Source organism: Brevibacterium sanguinis (assembly GCF_039528855.1).
Taxonomy (GTDB): domain Bacteria; phylum Actinomycetota; class Actinomycetes; order Actinomycetales; family Brevibacteriaceae; genus Brevibacterium; species Brevibacterium sanguinis.
The window spans coordinates 171,878-191,034 of the sequence record NZ_BAAAMB010000006.1; the positions used below are offsets into that span (position 1 = coordinate 171,878).

14 protein-coding genes are annotated in these 19,157 nt (G+C 70.5%); 10 read left to right on the plus strand and 4 right to left on the minus strand.

Features of this window, described 5'->3' with window-relative positions; translation table 11 throughout:
- Nucleotides 1–124: 124 nt before the first annotated feature.
- Together ABD154_RS07590 and ABD154_RS07595 are read right to left on the minus strand one after the other, a co-directional pair.
- A complete protein-coding gene (locus ABD154_RS07590; RefSeq protein ID WP_344250911.1) occupies nt 125–868 on the minus strand; it encodes a GOLPH3/VPS74 family protein in 744 nt (247 codons plus the stop codon).
- Nucleotides 869–1,084: 216 nt separating this feature from the next.
- Entirely contained in the window at nt 1,085–2,029 is a 945-nt protein-coding gene (locus ABD154_RS07595; protein WP_344250913.1) for a LysR family transcriptional regulator, read from the minus strand.
- Nucleotides 2,030–2,106: 77 nt separating this feature from the next.
- Here ABD154_RS07595 and ABD154_RS07600 point away from each other — a divergent pair, with 77 nt between their 5' ends.
- The gene (locus ABD154_RS07600; protein WP_344250915.1) at nt 2,107–3,861 is read left to right on the plus strand and encodes an FAD-binding protein; all 1,755 of its coding nucleotides are present in this window, start codon (nt 2,107–2,109) and stop codon (nt 3,859–3,861) included.
- A gap of 23 nt (nt 3,862–3,884) precedes the next feature.
- Here ABD154_RS07600 and ABD154_RS07605 read toward each other — a convergent pair whose 3' ends face one another.
- Entirely contained in the window at nt 3,885–4,838 is a 954-nt protein-coding gene (locus ABD154_RS07605) for an AraC family transcriptional regulator (protein WP_344250917.1), read from the minus strand.
- Between the two features lie 256 nt (nt 4,839–5,094).
- Between ABD154_RS07605 and mhpA the strand changes: the two genes are divergently transcribed.
- The 9 genes from mhpA to ABD154_RS07650 all read left to right on the plus strand — a co-directional run bounded on the left by mhpA (nt 5,095) and on the right by ABD154_RS07650 (nt 18,484).
- Complete coding sequence (mhpA, locus tag ABD154_RS07610; RefSeq protein ID WP_344250919.1) at nt 5,095–6,750, plus strand: bifunctional 3-(3-hydroxy-phenyl)propionate/3-hydroxycinnamic acid hydroxylase MhpA; 1,656 nt, start codon at nt 5,095–5,097, stop codon at nt 6,748–6,750.
- Nucleotides 6,751–6,836: 86 nt separating this feature from the next.
- Nucleotides 6,837–8,120, plus strand: a complete 1,284-nt coding sequence (locus ABD154_RS07615) for an alpha/beta hydrolase family protein (protein WP_344250921.1) — start codon at nt 6,837–6,839, stop codon at nt 8,118–8,120.
- A 55-nt stretch (nt 8,121–8,175) separates the two neighbouring features.
- Nucleotides 8,176–10,200 carry a maleylacetate reductase and hydroxyquinol 1,2-dioxygenase domain-containing protein gene (locus tag ABD154_RS07620; protein WP_344250923.1) on the plus strand — a complete coding sequence of 675 codons (2,025 nt, stop codon included), beginning with the start codon at nt 8,176–8,178 and terminating at the stop codon, nt 10,198–10,200.
- Nucleotides 10,201–10,400: 200 nt separating this feature from the next.
- Nucleotides 10,401–10,565, plus strand: coding sequence for a hypothetical protein (locus tag ABD154_RS07625; protein WP_344250925.1), 165 nt, complete (start codon nt 10,401–10,403; stop codon nt 10,563–10,565).
- Complete coding sequence (gene kdpA, locus ABD154_RS07630; RefSeq protein ID WP_344250927.1) at nt 10,562–12,232, plus strand: potassium-transporting ATPase subunit KdpA; 1,671 nt, start codon at nt 10,562–10,564, stop codon at nt 12,230–12,232. Before ABD154_RS07625 ends, kdpA begins: the two co-directional genes overlap by 4 nt.
- 1 nt (nt 12,233) lies before the next feature.
- Nucleotides 12,234–14,411 carry a potassium-transporting ATPase subunit KdpB gene (gene kdpB / locus ABD154_RS07635; RefSeq protein WP_344250929.1) on the plus strand — a complete coding sequence of 726 codons (2,178 nt, stop codon included), beginning with the start codon at nt 12,234–12,236 and terminating at the stop codon, nt 14,409–14,411.
- A 172-nt stretch (nt 14,412–14,583) separates the two neighbouring features.
- Nucleotides 14,584–15,174 carry a potassium-transporting ATPase subunit KdpC gene (gene kdpC / locus ABD154_RS07640; RefSeq protein ID WP_344250931.1) on the plus strand — a complete coding sequence of 197 codons (591 nt, stop codon included), beginning with the start codon at nt 14,584–14,586 and terminating at the stop codon, nt 15,172–15,174.
- Nucleotides 15,174–17,807: a DUF4118 domain-containing protein gene (locus tag ABD154_RS07645; RefSeq protein ID WP_344250933.1), complete on the plus strand. Its 2,634-nt coding sequence runs from the start codon at nt 15,174–15,176 to the stop codon at nt 17,805–17,807. The genes kdpC and ABD154_RS07645 overlap by 1 nt, the downstream gene beginning before the upstream one ends.
- Nucleotides 17,804–18,484: a response regulator gene (locus tag ABD154_RS07650; protein ID WP_344250935.1), complete on the plus strand. Its 681-nt coding sequence runs from the start codon at nt 17,804–17,806 to the stop codon at nt 18,482–18,484. The genes ABD154_RS07645 and ABD154_RS07650 overlap by 4 nt, the downstream gene beginning before the upstream one ends.
- Here ABD154_RS07650 and ABD154_RS07655 read toward each other — a convergent pair.
- Nucleotides 18,474–19,157 (minus strand): MFS transporter (locus tag ABD154_RS07655; RefSeq protein WP_344250937.1); only part of this gene is annotated, 684 nt, incomplete at its 5' end. The genes ABD154_RS07650 and ABD154_RS07655 overlap by 11 nt on opposite strands.

Below are 19,157 nucleotides of genomic sequence, written 5' to 3' on the forward strand. Positions count from 1 at the left end.
GGGTCGGCCGCAGGCCTGCGGCTGCCCCGGCCACAGAGTAGTTCCCCGGACACATCGTCCGGGGAACTGCTGCATTCACGGGTCTGTCACGGGTCTGCTGTGTCCGCCTGCGAACGTTCGGGGTTCAGAGCCCGATCTGGGCGGCGATGCGGGTGCGGCGCTCGCCGCCGGCGGTGACCTTCTCCGGTCGCGCCTCCCCGGTCTCGGCCGCCGCTCTCCTGGCGGTCACCTCGGCGGTGTCGAGGACGGCCTTGACCGACGGAGTCGCCCAGCCGGCCATCGCGATCTGCTGGACATGGCCGGCGATCGCCGAGTTCCACGGCAGGGAGGCCGACAGCTCCGGCAGCACTCCGGCGGCCGAGAGCAGCGCGATGATCGACCCGGTGCGCGCATCCGGGCGCACGCGCCCCTCCATCACCGCCGCCAGGGACTCACACAGTTGCTCCTCGGGCTCGGGGTCGACGACCCGCCACGACATCGTCGGGATGATGAAGAGGAACTTCGCAGTGTGCTGGGTGAGGATCCCGTGGTTGGCCAGCCGCACGAGCAGCACATCGTCGAGCCGCGGCAGCAGGACCGGGAGCACGTCGGCAAGCGGCCTCGCATCCTGACCGAGGAGGGCGATGACGTTGACGAACATCGGATCGTGGGGGCGCGGCACCTCGGTGGCCCGGATGAGCGGCGCATGCGGCTTCTCACCGGGGAGGACTTCGATGAATCCGGCTTCGATCATGTCGACGAGGAGGCCGCCGGTGAGCACGCACTCGAGTGCCGGGGAGAGCTCCGGGATCTGCCCGCTCGGCGGCAGCAGGAGGAGCATGAGGTCCTCGGAGACGAGGAGGTCGGGGCGGGGCGATTCGGCGGTCATGGGCTCATCCTTGTCCGGAACGTCCCCGAAGCCGCGACGCGCCTTCCGCTGGGACACATTCCCTTGTCAGGCAGTGTAGCTCTCCTCCGCCGGTGAGTCAGTGGGCGTCAGTGCCCGACAGGGCGTCTGCGCCCGACGGGGTGGCGTGCGTCGGCCGGGCGCGGGGCGGCGGCCGGGCGCAGGGCGTCGGGGATCAGCCCGGTCGGCGTCTGAGGCTCAGCCGCCGGGCAGCAGTCGGACGTAGGGGGCGAGGCCGGTGCCCTCGGCGGCGAGGCGGCCGGCCGTGTCGAGGATCGTCGTCTCCATCGCCGAGGCGGCCGCGGTGGCCCGCACGTCCGCGCGGGAGGCGAGGCTGACAGTGCGTGAGAGGTGCGGATCGGTCAACCGGATCGAGCGCAGGCGCGGGCGGTCGACGAGGACCATCGCAGGGACGATCGCGAGCCCGAGCCCGCGTTCGACGAAGCGGAGGACCGCGTCCATCTCGGCTCCCTCGACGACGACGCTCGGGTCGAGTCCCGCAGCATCGAAGGCCGCCGAGGTGGCCTCCCTGAGGTCGTACCCGTGATGGAAGACGACCTGGGGACGGTCGGCCACCTCGGCGAGGGTGATGCTGTCACCCAGGGATTCCCAGTGGTCGGCCGAGGTGATGACGACGAGGTCCTCGCGGAGGACCTCCTGGGTGTGCAGGCGCGGGGTGAGCGCGCTGAGGTCGACGGTGCGGGTGATGAGGGCGAGGTCGAGCTGCCCCTCGCCGAGGGCCTCGACGAGTTCGCGCGAGCCCTTCTCCATGACCTCGAGCTCGATGCCGGGGTGCTCGGCGTGGAAGCGGCTGATCGCCTCGGCGACGAGGCTCACGCACAGCGTCGGGGTCGCGCCGAGGCGGACCCGGCCCTTGCGGAGACCCGCGAGTTCGTCCATGTCACGGCGGATCGCCTCGGCGTCGGCGAGCATCCTCCGGGCGGTCGGGAGCAGGGACTCACCGGCCGCGGTCAGGGTGATGTGACCGCGGGCGCGGTGGAAGAGCTCGGCGCCGAGCTCCTTCTCCAGCGTCGAGATCTGCCGGGACAGGGACGGCTGCGCGAGGTGGAGGGCCGCGGCGGCCTTCGTGAAGTGACCGGTCTCGGCGACCTCGACGAAGCCGGCGAGCTGTTCGAGATTCATGGCAATAGTCTATCGCTATTGTCATGAGTCAAACAATGCATTGGACGTATCGTGTAGGCAAACCTAACGTGGAAGGCATGAGTACAGCACAGGGCAATGCCCGGATCAGGGAACACTCACTGTCGACCTCGGTGCTCGTCATCGGCACCGGCGGATCGGGCCTGCGCGCGGCCATCGAGGTCGCCGAGGCCGGCGTCGACGTCATCGCCGTGGGCAAGCGGCCGAAGGACGACGCACACACCTCGCTCGCGGCCGGCGGCATCAACGCCGCGCTCGCGACGATGGACCCCGAGGACAGCTGGCAGCAGCACGCCGCCGACACGATCAAGGAATCCTACGATCTCGCGAACCCGCGCACCGTCGAGATCGTCACCCAGGGCGCCGAGCAGGGCATCGCCGACCTCGAGCGCTACGGCATGAACTTCGCGAAGGAGGACGACGGGCGGATCTCGCAGCGCTTCTTCGGCGCGCACACGTGGCGGCGCACCGCCTTCGCCGGTGACTACACGGGCCTGGAGATCCAGCGCGCACTCATCCACCGGACCGAGGAGCTCGACATCCCGGTCCTCGACACCGTCTACATCACGAAGCTGCTCACCGCCGACGGCCGGATCTTCGGCGCCTACGGCTTCGACCTCGTCGACGGCACCCGGTACCGGATCCACGCCGACGCCGTCATCCTCGCCGCCGGCGGGCACAACCGGATCTGGCGCCGCACGTCTTCGCGCCGCGATGAGAACACCGGCGACTCGTTCCGCCTCGCCGTCGACGCCGGCGGTCGCCTGCGCGACGCCGAGCTCGTCCAGTTCCACCCCTCGGGCATCATCGAACCCGAGAACGCGGCGGGCACACTCGTCTCCGAGGCCGCCCGCGGTGAGGGCGGCATCCTCCGCAACGCCCTCGGCGAGCGGTTCATGGAGCGCTACGATCCCGAGCGGATGGAGCTCTCGACCCGTGACCGCGTCGCGCTCGCCGCGTACACCGAGATCGCCGAGGGCCGCGGCACGACCAACGGCGGCGTGTGGCTCGACGTCTCCCACCTGCCGCGGGAGACGATCATGACCCGCCTGCCGCGGGTCTACCAGACGCTCATGGAGACGCAGATGCTCGACATCACCAAGGAGCCGATCGAGATCGCGCCGACCGCGCATTACTCGATGGGCGGGGTGTGGGTCGATCCCGTCGACCACAGCACCGACGTCGAGGGGCTGTGGGCGATCGGCGAGGCCTCGTCCGGGCTGCACGGGGCCAACCGCCTCGGCGGCAATTCCCTCATCGAGCTCCTCGTCTTCGGGCGCATCGTCGGGCAGTCGGCGATCGCGTACTCCGATGGTCTGACCGCTCAGGTGCGGTCGCCGGAATCGCTCGCCGAGGCGCGCGCTGAGGTCGATGATCTGCTCGCATCCGACGGGGCGGAGAACGTCCGGGCGCTCCAGCGCGAGGTCCGCAACCTCATGACCGAGCATGCCGGCGTCGTCCGCGACGAGGCGGGTCTGCTCGCCGGGCTGGAGAAGCTCACGGCGATCGAGGCGCGGATGGCCGACGTCGGCATCCACCCCGACATCGCCGGATTCTCCGACCTCGCGCACGCCTTCGACCTCAAGTCCTCCGTGCTCGCGGCCCGGGCCACCCTCGAGTCCGCGCTCGAGCGGCGCGAGACGCGCGGTGCCCACAACCGCAGCGACTACCCGGAGCTCGATCCGGCGATGCGGGTCAACCTCGTGTGGTCGCCGTCGACGGGAGTCGTGCGCGAGGAGATCCCGGCCGTCGACCCCGAGGTCGCCGAGCTCATGGGCGGCGAGATCAGCCAGGAGGGCAAGCTCGTCGAATGAGGTGAGCGTGGCCGCGCACCTCCTCAGCGGGTTGCGCGGGTCTGCGAGGGGCGCTCGCCGAAGAGTCGGGCGTAGGCAGCGGCGAAACGGGAGGGATGGGAGAACCCCCAGCGGAAGGCGGTCTCGCTGATCGCGGAGTCGCCGCCGAGGATGTCGGCCCGGGCGGCGTGCAGGCGCTCCTTCTGCACGTGCGCCAGCGGTGAGACGCCGAGCTGCTCGCGGAACGCCCGCTGCAGGGTCCGCACCGACATGCCGGCCGCCTCGGCGATGCCGGTGACGGTGAGCGGTTCGCTCAGATGCGCGGCGATGTGATCGAGCGCGAGACGGACCCGCTTCGTCGTCGCCGGTCCCGTGGATCCGGCAGCATCCGCAGCGTGCTCCCCGGCACCGAGGTCGGGGTGGCCGAGGACGAGCTGCGTGAGCAGAAGATCCTCGACGGACTTCGTCAGCAGGGGTGAGAGCTCGGCCCCGGAGCGCCCCTCGGAGACGAGGCCCTCGAGGACGCCGAGCCACGCCCCGAACCCGGGACCCAGCGGCAGCGTGTGGGAGCGGAACCGGGGCGCCGCCGGCGCCGACCTGCCGAGAATCGTCTCGGCGTGGGCGCGCAGCACCGCCTCGTCGACGCGCAGGTGGATCTGGTCGTAGTCGGGCCGGAGCGCCATGCGCACCCGCGCGCCCGGGACGAGGATCGCGGCACTGGATTGAGGGGCGATCGTCACCGACTCGGAGCGGATGTCGACGCGAGCCCCGCCGCGGCGGGCGATGAGGAATCCGAGATAGTCCTCGTGTTCGGGGAGGTCGACCCTGACCTCGGTGCCGAGGGAGAACTGGACGAAGCGCAGCCGGTCGAGGTCGAGCTTCCAGACTTCGGGCTCGAACGCGTCCTGGTCGACGCCCAGCAGCCGGTGCGGGCTGAGGGAGCGACCGACGTCGCGCTCGAATTCGCCCACACCTGCAGGCTTCGTCACCCGGGACATGGGCCCAATATAGCGTGCGCCGCTGAACGCGATCTCAGCCGCGTCGTCGACCAGCCGCCCGTCTGCACCGCTGCTGCGGGGCTCGCGAACTCGTGGCGCAGAGCGGACAGAAGTGTCGCTTTTCGTGTCGTCGCCACCGCGCCCGGCTTCCTATCGTGAGGAAACGGTTCGCCGCCCGGCCACGGGCACGGGCCGCACGGCAACAGGCACGGGCCGGATGCAGGCACCGCGCCACCTCAGTCACAAAGGAGTGCACATGAGTTCCACCGCCCCTCACACCGATTCCGCTGCAGACACCTCGGCCCCCTATGACGTCGCCGTCGTCGGCTACGGGCCCTCGGGTCTCGTCCTCGCCTCGGCGCTGGGCCGTCGCGGCCACCGCATCGTCGTCATCGAACGCTGGAAGACCCTCTACGGCCTGCCGCGACTCAACCACATCGACGGTGAGGTCGCCCGGATCATCCAGAACGTCGGCGACATCGAGGTCGCGCTCAAGGGCGCGGAACCGGCTGATGAGTACGTCTGGCGCAACGGCGAGGACCGCAAGCTGCTCACCGTCGACTGGACGGGGGAGTCCTCCGGGTACGCGGCCCACTACACGATGTACCAGCCCGACATCGAGGACGCGATCGATGCCGACATCAAGACCCGCGACAACGTCGACGTCTACCAGGGGTGGAAGGCCGTCGATCTCGACCAGGACGCCGACGGCGTCACCCTGCGCATCCGCCAGTGGGACCGGCAGGATCCCGACCGGTGGGATCACGGGGAGGACGACCGGGTGATCCGGGCGAAGTACATCGTCGGCGCCGACGGGGCCAACAGCTTCGTGCGCACGAGCCTCGGCATCGAGCGCGACGACCTCGAATCCGATGACGTGTGGCTCAACCTCGACACCGAGAAGCTGCGCGAGCTGCCCGAACGCTACTCCACGAGCACCCAGTACTGCGACCCCATCCGTCCGAACATGTCGATGCCGATCGGCGCCACGCGCCAGCGCTTCGAAGTCGCCATCCTCCCCGGTGAGAGCCAGGAGGAAGCCGCGACCGAGGAGTACGCATGGCGCTGGTTCCGGGAGCGCCACAACCTGGGCCCCGAGGATGTGCGCATCCTCCGCCAGATCGTCTACATCTTCTCCGCCCGCACCGCGGTGCGGTGGCGCGACGGCCGGGCCTTCCTCATCGGCGACGCCGCCCACACCATGCCGCCCTACATGGGCCAGGGCGCGTGCTCGGGCATGCGCGACGGCCTCACCCTGGCATGGAAGCTCGACCTCGTCCTCCGCGGGCACGCCGACGACGCCTTCCTCGACACATATGAGACCGAGCGCCGGCCCCACGTCGCCGCGATCCAGGCCGGCAGCGTCGCCCTCGGCGACATCGCGAACACGCTCGACGTCGAGGTGGCCAGGGCCCGCGACGAGGCGTTCTTCGCCGGCGAGGAACTCGACGCGCCCCCGTTTCCGATCATCGAGGCCGGTTACCTCGCCGGCGGTGAGCAGCCGCACGCCGGCACCCTGACCCCGCAGGGCCGGATCGAGAAGGACGGCCGCACCGCGCTCTTCGACGACATCATCGGCAATCCGCTCAACCTCGTCACCGTGGGCGATCCCGCCTCCGTGCTGTCGGCGGAGCAGTTCGATCGCCTCGCCGAGGTGGGGGTCGCCGTGGTCTCGCTGACGCCGGGCACTCCGTGGTCGGTGTCCGACGTCGCCGGCACGTACCGCGACTTCTTCGCCGCCATCGACGCCGAGGCCTACGTCGCGCGTCCCGATTTCGTCGTCTTCGGCACCGGGTCGATGGCCGATGTGCCCTACCTCGTCGAGGACATGCTCGCCCAGCTGCGCACCGGCACGACCGCCTCCGAGGTCGCAGCGACGCAGGAGCGGTCCGCCACCGAGGCGGTGGCGTGAGGGAGGGTGAGCACCGAGGCGGTGGCGTGAGGGACGACGCGCACCGAGGCGGTGGCGTGACGGAGAATGAGAGAGGAGGCGGTGTCATGACGGACGACGAGGACCGCGGCGTGGAAGACCGGCGCAAGGAGCTCGACGCGCACTGGCGGGCGATGCCCGCGCAGCGCCTCCTCGACGGGGGCATGGTCCACGGCGACGTCCTCCGGCTCGAGGAGGCGACCGCTGCCCTCACGCCGTGGGATGCTGCGGCCGAGCACCTCGGTGAGGCACAGCTCGACCGTGGGGAGGATGCCTCGAGCGCGGGACACGACCGGACGGCGATCGAGGCGTATCGCGCGGCCGTCGCGGACTTCCTCTTCGCCCAGATGCCGCTGCCCGACGGACCGCGGAAGACCGCGCTCTACCTCCGGGCGCGGGATGCCCTGACAGCGATCGCGGCCATTCCCGGGTCGGGGCTGAGCCGCGTCGACGTGCCGTTCCCCGCGGGGGCGCCCGATACCGGCTCGGATGCGGCCGGGTCCGGCTCCGGCTCGGGTGCGGCCGGGACCGACGCCGGCTCGCTCGCGTCGGGGATCGGCAGCGCCGGCGAACTCGTCGGGTGGCTGCTCTCGCCGGCGAACCCGCGCGCGAGCGTCATCGTCTTCGGCGGTCAGAGCGGGTGGGGTGCGACGTACCTGCGGATGGCCGACGCGCTCGCCGCCCGCGGCATCGCCACTCTCATGGCGGAAGGACCGGGACAGGGCGAGAGCCGGATCGTCTCGGGCATCCACCTCGACGTCGACGTCGCGGCCGCATTCAGCGCGTTCGTCGATGCCCTCCTCGACCGGCCCGAGCTGGCCGGCAGACCGGTCGGGATCTGGGGCAACAGCCTCGGTGGGACCTTCGCCGCCCTCACCGCCGTCGCCGACCACCGGATCACCGCCACCGTCGTCAACGGCGGATTCGCCCGGCCCCGCCTCCTGCCGTTCCACACCTTCCGCGCGCAGGCGGCGGCCATGCTCGGCACCGCCGACGACGCCGCGATCGAGGCGAACTTCGCCCGGCTCGCGTTCGACCCGGCGACCGACCGGGTGGCCGGGGGCATCCTCGTCGTCCACGGGGGCGCCGACCCGATCGTCGACCGCGCCGACCAGACGCCGTTCCTCGCCGCCAGCGCCGATGCCACCCTGCTCGAATGGCCGCACGGCGACCACACGATCTACAACGACAGCGAGGCCCGCACGGCCGCCGTCGCCGACTGGCTCGCCGACAGGCTCATCCACCGACCGACCACTGACCGCTCCACCACGGCTGCCGCGGACCACCCAACCGCGGACCACCCAACCGCGGCGGCCGCCTCGTCCACCTCGCCACCTCCCCACGATCCCTGACCACCCGAACCGTCCCCAGTGCCCTGCGACCCCGACCCACCCCGAGGAGAAACCCATGTCCACGACGTCTGCCGAGACCCTGCCCGCCACCGGCTTCAGCCACGCGAGTGCCGCTCAACGCGTCCACTTCGGCACCGGCGACGGGCGACAGCTGCTTGCCGCGGAGGTCGCGCGGATCAGAGCGAATCGGGTGCTGCTCGTGGGCACCCAATCCGCGCGGGCCAGGGCGGCCGGCATCCTCGCCGACCTCGCCCCCGCCGCGACATTCGCCGAGGTGGTCCAGCACGTTCCGCTCGACACCGCTGAAGCCGCGCGGGCCCTGGCGACCTCGAGCGGTGCCGACCTCGTCGTCTGCGTCGGCGGCGGATCGGCGACCGGAGTCGGCAAGGCGATCGCACTGACCCACCGGGTGCCGCTCATCGCGATCCCGACGACGCTCGCGGGATCCGAGGCCACCGACATGTGGGGACTGACGGACGCGGGGGAGAAGGTGACCGGGGTCGATCCCGCAGTGCTGCCGGAAGCCGTCATCTACGACACCGCGCTCATCGCCGACGCCCCGACGGAACTGCTCGTCGCCTCGGCGCTCAACGGCGTCGCCCACTGCGTCGACGCACTCTGGGCGCCCCGGGCCGACCCGATCAACGCCGCGACGGCGACGACCGCACTGGCGGCATTCGGTCGGGGGCTCGGCGCGCTGGGGTCCGCGGCATCGGAGACGGCGATCGACCATGCCCCTCTGAGCTCGGCCACCACGCTCGAACTCGCCTTCGCCGCCTATCAGGCGGGGGTGGCGTTCTCCTCTGCCGGGTCGGGACTGCACCACAAGATCTGCCACATCCTCGGCGGGTCGTTCGGGATGCCGCACGCCCAGACCCACGCCGTCATCCTGCCCTACGTCGTCGCCCTCAACGGGCCGTTCGACCCGGCGGCGATGGACCGCATCGCCGAGGCTCTCGGGGTCGAGGACGGACTCGTCGGGCTCGTCGACCTCAGGGACCGCCTCGGCGCTCCGACGTCGCTGGCGGAGCTGGGATTCGCGGCGCAGGACATCGCCCGCGCCGCCGAACTCTGCGCTGCCGCGGTGCCGCCGTCGAACCCGCGCACGGTCGATCTCGACGCGATGACGGCCCTGCTCACAGCCGCGGTCGAGGGGCTGGATCCTGCCGAGTTCCGGGCGCAGATGTCACCGGAGGCCGGGGACGCCGCGGCGCAGGCCGAGGTCGAACGCGACGTCGTCGACCGGGTCGTCCGCTCCTTCGACCAGGCTCCCGATCCGCGACTCAAGCAGGTGCTCCAATCGCTGACGACGCACGTCCACGACTTCATCCGCGACGTCCGCCTCACGGAGGAGGAGTGGCAGGCGGCGATCGACTTCCTCACCAGGGCCGGGGACATCACGACCGATGTCCGGCAGGAGTTCGTCCTCCTCTCCGATGTCTTCGGCGCCTCGATGCAGACGATCGCGGTGAACAATCCGGCGGTCGGTGAGGCCACCGAGGCGACGGTGTTCGGTCCGTTCTTCGTCAACGATGCGCCGCGGATCGAGCTCGGCGAGGACATGTCCGGCGGCGCCCACGGTGAGGCGTGCTGGGTCGAGGGGCGCGTCACCGATGTCGACGGTAACCCCCTGGCCGGGGCGCGGATCGAGGTGTGGGAGGCCGATGACGACGGCTTCTACGACGTCCAGTACGACGACGGGCGGGTGGCCGGGCGTGCGCACCTCTTCACCGACGACGAGGGGAACTACTGGTTCTGGGCGGTCAAGCCGACGCCGTACCCGATTCCCGACGACGGACCGGTCGGTGCCATGCTCGATGCCGTCGGGCGCTCGCCCTACCGTGCCGCTCACCTGCACTTCATGGTCACCCACGATGATGCGCGCACCCTTGTCACGCACATCTTCGTCACCGGGGATGAGCTGCTCGGCTCCGATTCGGTGTTCGGGGTCAAGGACTCCCTCGTCAAGGACTTCATCGCGCACTCCGGTGACGAGCCGACGCCTGACGGCCGTGACCTCGACGGCCGCCCCTGGCACGACGTGCGCTTCGACATCGTCCTCGCCCCACCGAAGGAGTGAGCGCGGCAGGTTCGCAGCGACGCCGGTCCGGTGACTCCGCGACGATGCGGGTCCGGGGTGTGAAAAGTGCGTTAGGACCTGTTAAGACGGCGTAAAGATCGGGCCTCGCCGCCGCCGGCGGCATGTGAGATGGGTGAGTACCGCAGCCGGTGCGTGCGACAGACGCGGCGGCTGCTCGACCGGACTCACGAAAGTTTGACATGGACGCCCCATACGCCGACTTCCTCTTCCTCCTGCTCATATTCGCCGGGGTCGCCGGACTCGCCGCCTTCGCCAAGGTCGTCGAGTCGGTGACCGTGCAGGGCACCCCCGCCGTCGTCACCGCTGATGCCGCGGCCCGCACCGCAGAGGAGCCGCGCGCATGACATGGTTCACCGGCATCACGCAGATCCTCCTCGTCCTCGCCCTGCTCGCCGCCGCGCACAAACCGCTCGGCGCCTACATGGCGAAGGTGTACCTCAGCCCGCGGGACACGAAGGCCGAGTCCCTCTTCTACCGCCTCACCGGCGTCGACCCGCACTCCGATCAGCGGTGGCGGACCTACTTCTTCTCGGTCCTCGGCTTCTCGCTCGTCTCGATCCTCGTCCTCTACGCACTGCTGCGCCTCCAGGAGTTCCTGCCGCTTTCCAACGGCAAGCCCGCGGTGCTCGCCGACCAGGCCTTCAACACCGCGATCTCCTTCGTCACGAACACGAACTGGCAGTCGTACTCCGGTGAGGCGGCGATGGGCTACCTCTCGCAGATGGCCGGCCTCGCGGTGCAAAACTTCGTCTCCGCCGCCGTCGGCATCTCCGTGGCCATCGCCCTCATCCGCGGCCTCATGCGGCAGCGCTCGCTGTTCATCGGCAACTTCTGGGTCGACCTCACCCGGACGACCTTCCGCATCCTCCTGCCGATCTCCGTGATCTTCGCCCTGCTCTACATCGGCCTCGGCGTCATCGAGAACCTCACCCCCGACGAGGTCGTCCAGACGGTGGCCGGCGGCGCCCAGGCGACGCAGACCATCCCGGGCGGACCGAACGCCAGCCAGGAGGTCATCAAGCACCTCGGCACGAACGGCGGCGGCTTCTTCAACGCGAACTCCGCCCACCCGCTGTCCTCGCCGAACGCCGTGGTCAACCTCGCCAACATCTTCCTCATCCTCCTCATCCCCTCGGCCCTGCCGCGCACCTTCGGCATCATGGTCGGCAGCCGCAAGCACGGCTGGGCGATCCTCGGGGTCATGGCGACGTTCTTCGTCGTCTCCCTCGTCGCCGTCATCCTCACCGAGACGACGCTGCCGACACCGGCCACCGACGCGGCCGGGGCGGCGATGGAGGGCAGGGAGACCCGCTTCGGGGTCATCACCTCGGCGTTCTTCGCGGTCTCGACGACCCTGACCTCGACCGGCGCGGTCGATTCGTTCCACTCGAACTACTCGGGACTCGGCGGCGGCGTGCTCATGCTCAACATGATGCTCGGCGAAATCGCCCCCGGCGGCGTCGGCTCCGGCCTCTACGGCATGCTCATCGTCGCGATCGTCGCGGTCTTCGTCTGCGGCCTCATGGTCGGCCGGACCCCGGAGTTCCTCGGCAAGAAGATCGGGAAGAAGGAGATCACGCTCGCCAGCGCCGTCATCCTCATCACCCCGACCCTCGTGCTCGCCGGCACCGCGGTCGCGACGATGTGGCCCGGCGCCTCCGACTCGATCCTCAACACCGACAACCCGCACGGCCTGTCCGAGATCCTCTACGCGTTCACCTCGGCGGCGAACAACAACGGATCCGCCTTCGCCGGACTCAACGCGAACACGCCGTTCTTCAACACGGCCCTCGGCCTGGCGATGCTCATCGGCCGGCTCGCCCCGATCTGCGCGGTCCTCGCGCTCGCCGGTGCGTTCGCCGCCCAACCCACCACCGAGGCGACCCCGGGCACCCTGCCGACCCACCGACCCCTGTTCGTCGGCGTCACCGCCGGCGTCGGACTCGTCATCAGCGCCCTGACGTTCCTGCCCGTCCTCGCGCTCGGCCCCATCAACGAAGGACTCCTCTGATATGAAGACCGACCTGTCCACCACCTCCACGCCCCACCTCGTCGAGGACACGCCCACCCCGTCCGGTGGTCGGCACCCCGGCACCGAGGCGACCGGCACTCCGCTCGAGACCCGAGCGCCGCGCCGGGCCCAGTCGATCACGCTGCCGGCGCTCACCCAGGCCGTGGTGCTCGGGCTGAGGAAGTTCGATCCGCGCATCGCGTGGCGCAACCCCGTGATGTTCCTCGTCGAGATCGGCGCGGTCGTCACCCTCGTCCTCGCCGTCCTCGACCCCACCCCGTTCACGTGGGCGATCAGCGTGTGGCTGTTCCTCACGTGCATCTTCGCCAACACCGCCGAGGCGCTCGCCGAGGGCCGCGGCAAAGCGCAGGCCGACTCCCTGCGGGCGACCCGGGTGACGGCGAACGCGACCCGCGTGCTCGACTCCGGTGCCACCGAGACGGTTCCGGCCTCCCAGCTCACCGCCGGTGACCGCGTGCTCGTCACCGCCGGTGAGGTCATCCCCGGCGACGGCGACGTCATCGCCGGGGCGGCGACCGTCGACGAATCCGCGATCACCGGCGAATCCGCCCCGGTCATCCGGGAGGCAGGCGGCGACCGCTGCGCGGTGACCGGCGGCACGAAGGTCCTCTCCGACTCGATCACGGTGTCGATCACCGCGAGCCCCGGCGAGTCCTTCCTCGACAAGATGATCGCGATGGTCGAGGGCGCGAGCCGCCAGAAGACCCCCAACGAGGTCGCCCTCGGCGTCTTCCTCTCCGTGCTCACGCTCATCTTCCTCCTCGTCGTCATCACGCTCGCCCCGATCGCGGCGTTCTCCGGCGCCCCGCAGTCGCTGACCGTGCTCATCGCCCTCCTCGTCTGCCTCATCCCGACGACGATCGGCGCGCTGCTCTCGGCGATCGGCATCGCCGGCATGGACCGCCTCGTCGCCGCGAACGTCCTCGCGAAGTCCGGGCGCGCCGTCGAGGCCGCCGGTGACGTCTCGACGCTGCTGCTCGACAAGACCGGCACGATCACGATGGGCGACCGCCAGGCCACCGATTTCGTGGCGCTGGGGGAGACGACGGACATCGAGATCGCCGAGGCGGCCCGTCTGTCCTCGCTCGCCGACGAGACCCCGGAGGGCCGGTCCGTCGTCGCCCTGGCCGAAGGGGAGTTCCGCATCGACGCCGCCGGTCTCGAGGCCTTCCCCGACGCCGAGTTCATCCCGTTCTCCGCGACGACCCGGCTCTCGGGGATCGTCCTGCCCGCCTCGGCGGATCCCGCGACCGGCACGGCCCTCCCGGCCCGCACGATCGTCAAGGGTGCGGCGAAGGAGGTGCTCACCTGGGCCGATGATCGCGGTGCCCGGGTGCCCGCCGAGGCGAGTGCCGAGGTCGAGCGGATCAACGTCGGCGGCGGCACCGCGCTCGTCGTCGCCGAGGCGGTCGACGGTCATGGTGCCCGCGTGCTCGGCGTCATCGACCTTCGCGACATCGTCAAGCCGGGCATGGCCGAGCGCTTCGCCAAGCTGCGGGAGATGGGCATCCGCACGGTGATGATCACCGGTGACAACGAACTCACCGCCCGCTCGATCGCGCGAGAGGCCGGGGTCGACGACTACCTCGCCGAGGCGACCCCGGAGGACAAGCTCGCCCTCATCAAGTCCGAGCAGGCAGGGGGGCGGATGGTCGCGATGACCGGCGACGGGACGAACGACGCTCCCGCCCTCGCCCAGGCCGATGTCGGGGTCGCGATGAACACGGGCACCTCGGCGGCGAAGGAGGCCGGCAACCTCGTCGACCTCGATTCGGATCCGACGAAGCTCATCGACATCGTCGCGATCGGCAAGCAGCTGCTCATCACCCGCGGGGCCCTGACGACGTTCTCGATCGCCAACGACATCGCGAAGTACTTCGCGATCGTGCCCGCGATGTTCCTCCTCGCGTTCCCCGGCCTCGGCGCGCTCAACATCATGGGTCTGCACAGTCCGGAATCGGCGATCCTGTCCGCGGTGATCTTCAACGCGCTCATCATCGTCGCCCTCATCCCCGTGGCCCTGCGCGGTGTGCGGTTCCAGGCGACGACCGCCTCGGCGCTGCTGCGGACGAACCTCCTCGTCTTCGGCCTCGGCGGGCTCATCCTCCCGTTCCTCGGGATCAAGCTCATCGACCTCATCATCAGCCCGCTGATGTGAGGCCCGGGCCGGCGCTGCGACTCGCTCGCGGTGCCGCAGCGCCCCACGCGTCCGCGGCGGCCGGGTCTCACGCCGCCGCGGGCACCCGCCGGCCGGGTCTTCAGGCCGCGGACACCACACCCCAGCTGACAACCACACCCACCACCCCCACCGATCCCAGTTAGGACCCGTCATGCTCGCCCAACTCAGCCGCCAGACGTTCACCGGTCTGCGCGCCCTCCTCGTCTTCACCCTCGTCCTCGGCCTCGCGTACCCGCTGACCATGGTCCTCATCGCCAAGCTCGTGCCGAGCCAGGACTCCACGCTGCGCAACGCCGACGGCGACGTCGTCGGCTCCTCCCTCATGGCACAGCCGGTCACCGGCGACGAATGGTTCTACCCCCGGCCCTCGGCCGGCGACTACGACGGGCTCTCCTCGGGGGCGTCGAACCTCGCGGTGACCAACCCCGAACTCGTCGACGCGATCACCACCCGGCGCGCCGACATCGCCGCCCGGGAGGACGTCGACCCCGGGGACATCCCCGCGGACGCGGTGACCGCCTCGGCGTCGGGACTCGATCCGGAAATCAGTCCTGAGTATGCTCGACTGCAGGTGGCCCGGGTGGCGCGGGAGACCGGACTGAGCGAGGAGGACGTGACGACGATGGTCGAGGACAACACGAAGCAGCCCCTGCTGGGCTTCATCGGCGAACCCCGCGTCAACGTCGTCACCCTCAACAACGACCTGGCGAACAACGCCGACGCCCGGGTCGACGTCAACTGATGGCGGCACCGCGGCGAGGGAAGCTCACGGTCTTCCTCGGGTACGCGCCCGGAGTCGGCAAGACCGTCGCGATGCTCGAGGCCGCCGCACTCGCCCGCAAGGCCGGCCGCGACGTCGTCGTCGGCATCGTCGAGGACCACGGGCGCGCATTCACCGCGAGCCTCGCCGCCGGCTTCGAGACCCTCGACCGGGCAGCGGTGCCCTACCAGGGCCGGACGTTCGACGAACTCGACACCGAGGCGGTGCTGGAGCGGGCCCCCGAGATCGTCGTCGTCGACGAACTCGCCCACACCAACGTCCCCGGCTCCGGGTCGCGGGCGAAACGGTGGGAGGACGTCGCGGCGATCCTCACCGCCGGGATCGACGTCTTCACGACGATCAACATCCAGCATCTCGAGTCCCTCGGCGACGTCGTCGGGTCGATCATCGGCCGCGTCCAGCACGAACGCGTGCCCGACCCGTTCCTCCGCACGGCCGATGAGATCGAACTCGTCGACATCTCCCCGGTCGCCCTGCGGGCCCGCCTCGTCGACGGCAACATCTACGCTGCGGCGAAGGTCGATGCGGCGATGTCGAACTACTTCCGGCTCGGCAACCTCACCGCGCTGCGCGAACTCGCCCTCCTCTGGCTCGCCGACCGCGTCGACGAGGGTCTCGAGGAGTACCGCGACGCCAAGGGCATCCGGGAGACGTGGGCGGCCCGCGACCGCATCATCGTCGCCGTCACCGGCGGACCCGAATCGATCACGCTCATCCGCCGGGGGCTGCGCATCGCCGGGCGGGTGGCCGGCCGCGAACTCCTCGTCGTCCACGTCATCGAACCCGACGGCACCCGGTCCGGGGCGGCCCCCGATCTGCTGCGCGCCCGCGAACTCGCCGAGGAGAACGGCGCGACGTGGCACACCGTCGTCGGCGACGACGTCGCGAAGGCCCTCATCGAATTCGCCCGCACCGTCAACGCCTCCCAGATCGTCCTCGGCGTCTCCCGCACCCCGTGGTACGGCCGGATCGCCGGACCCGGGGTCGCCAACCGGGTGATCAGCGCCGCCGCGGACATCGACGTCCACATGGTCACCCACGCCCAGGCCGCCCGGACGTGGCGACCGGGCCGGGACGTCCGCCGTGACAATCCGCTCTCGAAGGTCCGCCGGATCCTCGGCTGGGTCATCGGGGCGCTCGCCCCGCTCGCGCTCACCGCCCTGTTCATCTCCCTCGGGCCGGGGGCGGCCTCGCTGAGCATGAACTTCCTCAGCTTCATCACCGTCGTCGTCATCGTCGCCCTCATCGGCGGGCTGTGGCCGGCGCTGATGACCGCGCTGCTCGGCACCGCGCTCATCAACTGGTTCTTCACCCTGCCCTACGGGTCGTTCACGATCGCGCAGCTCGAGAACATCATCGCGCTCATCATCTTCGTCGCCGTCGCCGTGGCCGTCGCCACCGTCGTCGACCTCGCCGCCCGCCGGTCCCGGCAGGCTCAGGCCGCCGAACACGAAGGGGCCGTGCTCAGCGAACTCGCCCGGTCGATGATCGCCGAGGGCGACAGTCCCGCGGGCATCGTCGAGAACATCCGCGCGACCTTCGTCCTCGACGGGGTGGCGCTCCTCGAACGCACCGAGGCGGGGGAGTGGATCCCGATCGCCTCGGCGGGGGACCCGGTGACGACCCGCACCGAGGCGACCGAGACCTTCGACCTCGACGACGACACCGCGCTCGTCCTCCGCGGCCAGCCGCTCAGCGCCGGCGAACAGCGGATCCTCGACGCCTACGCGGGCCGGATCCTGCGCGTGCTCACGGAGTCCGAGCTCGCCGCGACCCGGTCCGAGGCGCGCGAGCTCAGCGCCGGCAACGCCGTGCGCACGGCCCTGCTCACCGCGGTCTCCCACGACCTGCGCACCCCGCTCGGGGCGATCAAGGCGGCGACGTCGACGCTGCTCCTCGACGAGATCGACCTCTCCGACGCCGACGAGAAGCTCATGCTCGCGACCATCGAGAACGGCACCCTGCGGCTCGAGAAGCTCATCGACAACCTCCTCGACATGAGCCGCATCCAGTCCGGGGCCGTGAGGATCTCGACGTCCACGGTGCCCGTGTCCGATCTCGTCACCGCCGCCCTCGCCGAGGTGGGGGTCGGCACCGAGGGTGACCCCGGCCCCGAGGTCACCGTCGACATCGATCCGCAGGCGTGGGTCGACGTCGACTTCGGGCTCCTCGAACGCGTGCTCGTCAACATCATCGAGAACTCGCTCAAGTACGGGGAGGGCTCCCCGCTGACGATCGATGCCTCGACCGGCGCCGAGGCGGTCCACCTCCGCATCGCCGACTCCGGACCGGGGGTGAGCGACGAGGCGCTCGAGACGATCTTCACGCCGTTCACCAGGCTCGATGAGTCGAACGCGAAAGGACTGGGGCTCGGCATGGCTGTCGCGCTCGGCCTCTGCCGGGCGATGGGCATCGAGCTCAGCGCCGAACACACCCCCGGCGGCGGCTTCACCGCCGTGCTCACCTTCCCGACGTGCGCCGGCGGCGACGCGGTGTCCGCCGGATCACCCAGCGCCGCAGTGCCCGAGGTGTCGGAGGCCGACGTCGCCCGCCGAGCCGACATCTCCGCGAATGCTGCCGAGGAGGCCCGATGAAGCGCGTGCTCATCGTCGAAGACGACGCGGACATCGCCACCGCCGTGGGCATCGGGCTGCAGGCGAAGGGCCACGAGGTCACCGTCGCCGGCAGCGGCCGCCGGATGAATGAGGTGCTCAGCGAGTCGGAGATCGACGTCATCCTCCTCGACCTCGGGCTGCCCGACGTCGACGGGATCGAACTCATCGGGCAGGTGCGGCGCTGGAGCGCGATCCCGATCGTCGTCGTCTCCGCCCGCCATGATTCGCACGGGAAGATCGCGGCCCTCGACGCCGGCGCCGACGACTATGTGACGAAGCCGTTCTCCCTCGGCGAGGTGCTCGCCCGGCTGCGCGCGATCGAACGCCGCACCGGCCGCACGGGGGAGTCCGGGGTGGTCCGCACCGCCGACGGGCGGGTCGTCATCGACCTCGCCGCCCACGTCCTCGAGGTCGAGGGGGAGGGCAGGCACCTCACCCCGATCGAGTGGAAGATGCTCGAGGTCTTCGTCAAGAACAAGGGGGCGCTCGTCGAGGCGCAGACCCTGCTCACCGAGGTGTGGGGCCCGGAGTTCGGCACCGAGCGCGGCTACCTGCGCGTCTACATGTCCCAGCTGCGGGCCAAACTCGAAGCCGATCCCGGCAGGCCCCAGTACCTCCACACCCAGATGGGCATCGGCTACCGCTTCACCCCGTGACCCGGGAGCCGGACTTGAGCGGAATGCGCTTCCAGTCGCGTTCGGGGTTGATGATGAGCATTCCGATGATGCCCGCGACGATGCACAGCGCCGAGGAGATCCCGAAGATGATCGCATACCCCTGCAGCGGATCCGCCGAGGCTTCGACGACGGCACCGGTGAGTGCCGGGGCGATGACACCGGTGAGGGAGTAGATGCCGGTGTAGATGCCGAGGATCGCACCGCGCTGGCGCAGCGTGCTGATCTCGCCGATGAGGACCTGGGCGACGGGGATGACGCACATGCCGACACCGAAGGCGAGGGCGAGCAGCACCATGCCGAAGGAGCCGGAGCCGAAGAGCATGAACAGCAGCAGGAAGATCCCGGCGAGCGTGATCGCCGCGGAGCCGACGACGCCGCTCGCGACGCGGGCGCTCACGCCGCGCTTCATGAGGAACGTGGACAGCCAGCCGACGACGAAGAGGTTGACGACGATCTGGACGGCCCACGGGGCGGAGATCGCCCAGCCGACCTCGGCCGGACCGTAGCCCTTCGTCGTCGTCAGGTACACGGGCACCCACGCGATGAGGAGGACGGTGAGCCAATACGCGGCGACTCCGCCGAGGATGCTGCCGATGAACGTCCGGGTGAGCAGGGTCGACCCGATCTTCCGCGGAGCCTCATCGGCATCCGC

What these genes read in the sequence shown, in the direction of transcription:
- ABD154_RS07590 (WP_344250911.1), bottom strand. Translation starts at nt 868, where the DNA reads ATGACCGCCGAATCGCCCCGCCCCGACCTCCTCGTCTCCGAGGACCTC.
- ABD154_RS07595 (WP_344250913.1), bottom strand. Translation starts at nt 2,029, where the DNA reads ATGAATCTCGAACAGCTCGCCGGCTTCGTCGAGGTCGCCGAGACCGGT.
- ABD154_RS07600 (WP_344250915.1), top strand. Translation starts at nt 2,107, where the DNA reads ATGAGTACAGCACAGGGCAATGCCCGGATCAGGGAACACTCACTGTCG.
- ABD154_RS07605 (WP_344250917.1), bottom strand. Translation starts at nt 4,838, where the DNA reads ATGTCCCGGGTGACGAAGCCTGCAGGTGTGGGCGAATTCGAGCGCGAC.
- mhpA (WP_344250919.1), top strand. Translation starts at nt 5,095, where the DNA reads ATGAGTTCCACCGCCCCTCACACCGATTCCGCTGCAGACACCTCGGCC.
- ABD154_RS07615 (WP_344250921.1), top strand. Translation starts at nt 6,837, where the DNA reads ATGACGGACGACGAGGACCGCGGCGTGGAAGACCGGCGCAAGGAGCTC.
- ABD154_RS07620 (WP_344250923.1), top strand. Translation starts at nt 8,176, where the DNA reads ATGTCCACGACGTCTGCCGAGACCCTGCCCGCCACCGGCTTCAGCCAC.
- ABD154_RS07625 (WP_344250925.1), top strand. Translation starts at nt 10,401, where the DNA reads ATGGACGCCCCATACGCCGACTTCCTCTTCCTCCTGCTCATATTCGCC.
- kdpA (WP_344250927.1), top strand. Translation starts at nt 10,562, where the DNA reads ATGACATGGTTCACCGGCATCACGCAGATCCTCCTCGTCCTCGCCCTG.
- kdpB (WP_344250929.1), top strand. Translation starts at nt 12,234, where the DNA reads ATGAAGACCGACCTGTCCACCACCTCCACGCCCCACCTCGTCGAGGAC.
- kdpC (WP_344250931.1), top strand. Translation starts at nt 14,584, where the DNA reads ATGCTCGCCCAACTCAGCCGCCAGACGTTCACCGGTCTGCGCGCCCTC.
- ABD154_RS07645 (WP_344250933.1), top strand. Translation starts at nt 15,174, where the DNA reads ATGGCGGCACCGCGGCGAGGGAAGCTCACGGTCTTCCTCGGGTACGCG.
- ABD154_RS07650 (WP_344250935.1), top strand. Translation starts at nt 17,804, where the DNA reads ATGAAGCGCGTGCTCATCGTCGAAGACGACGCGGACATCGCCACCGCC.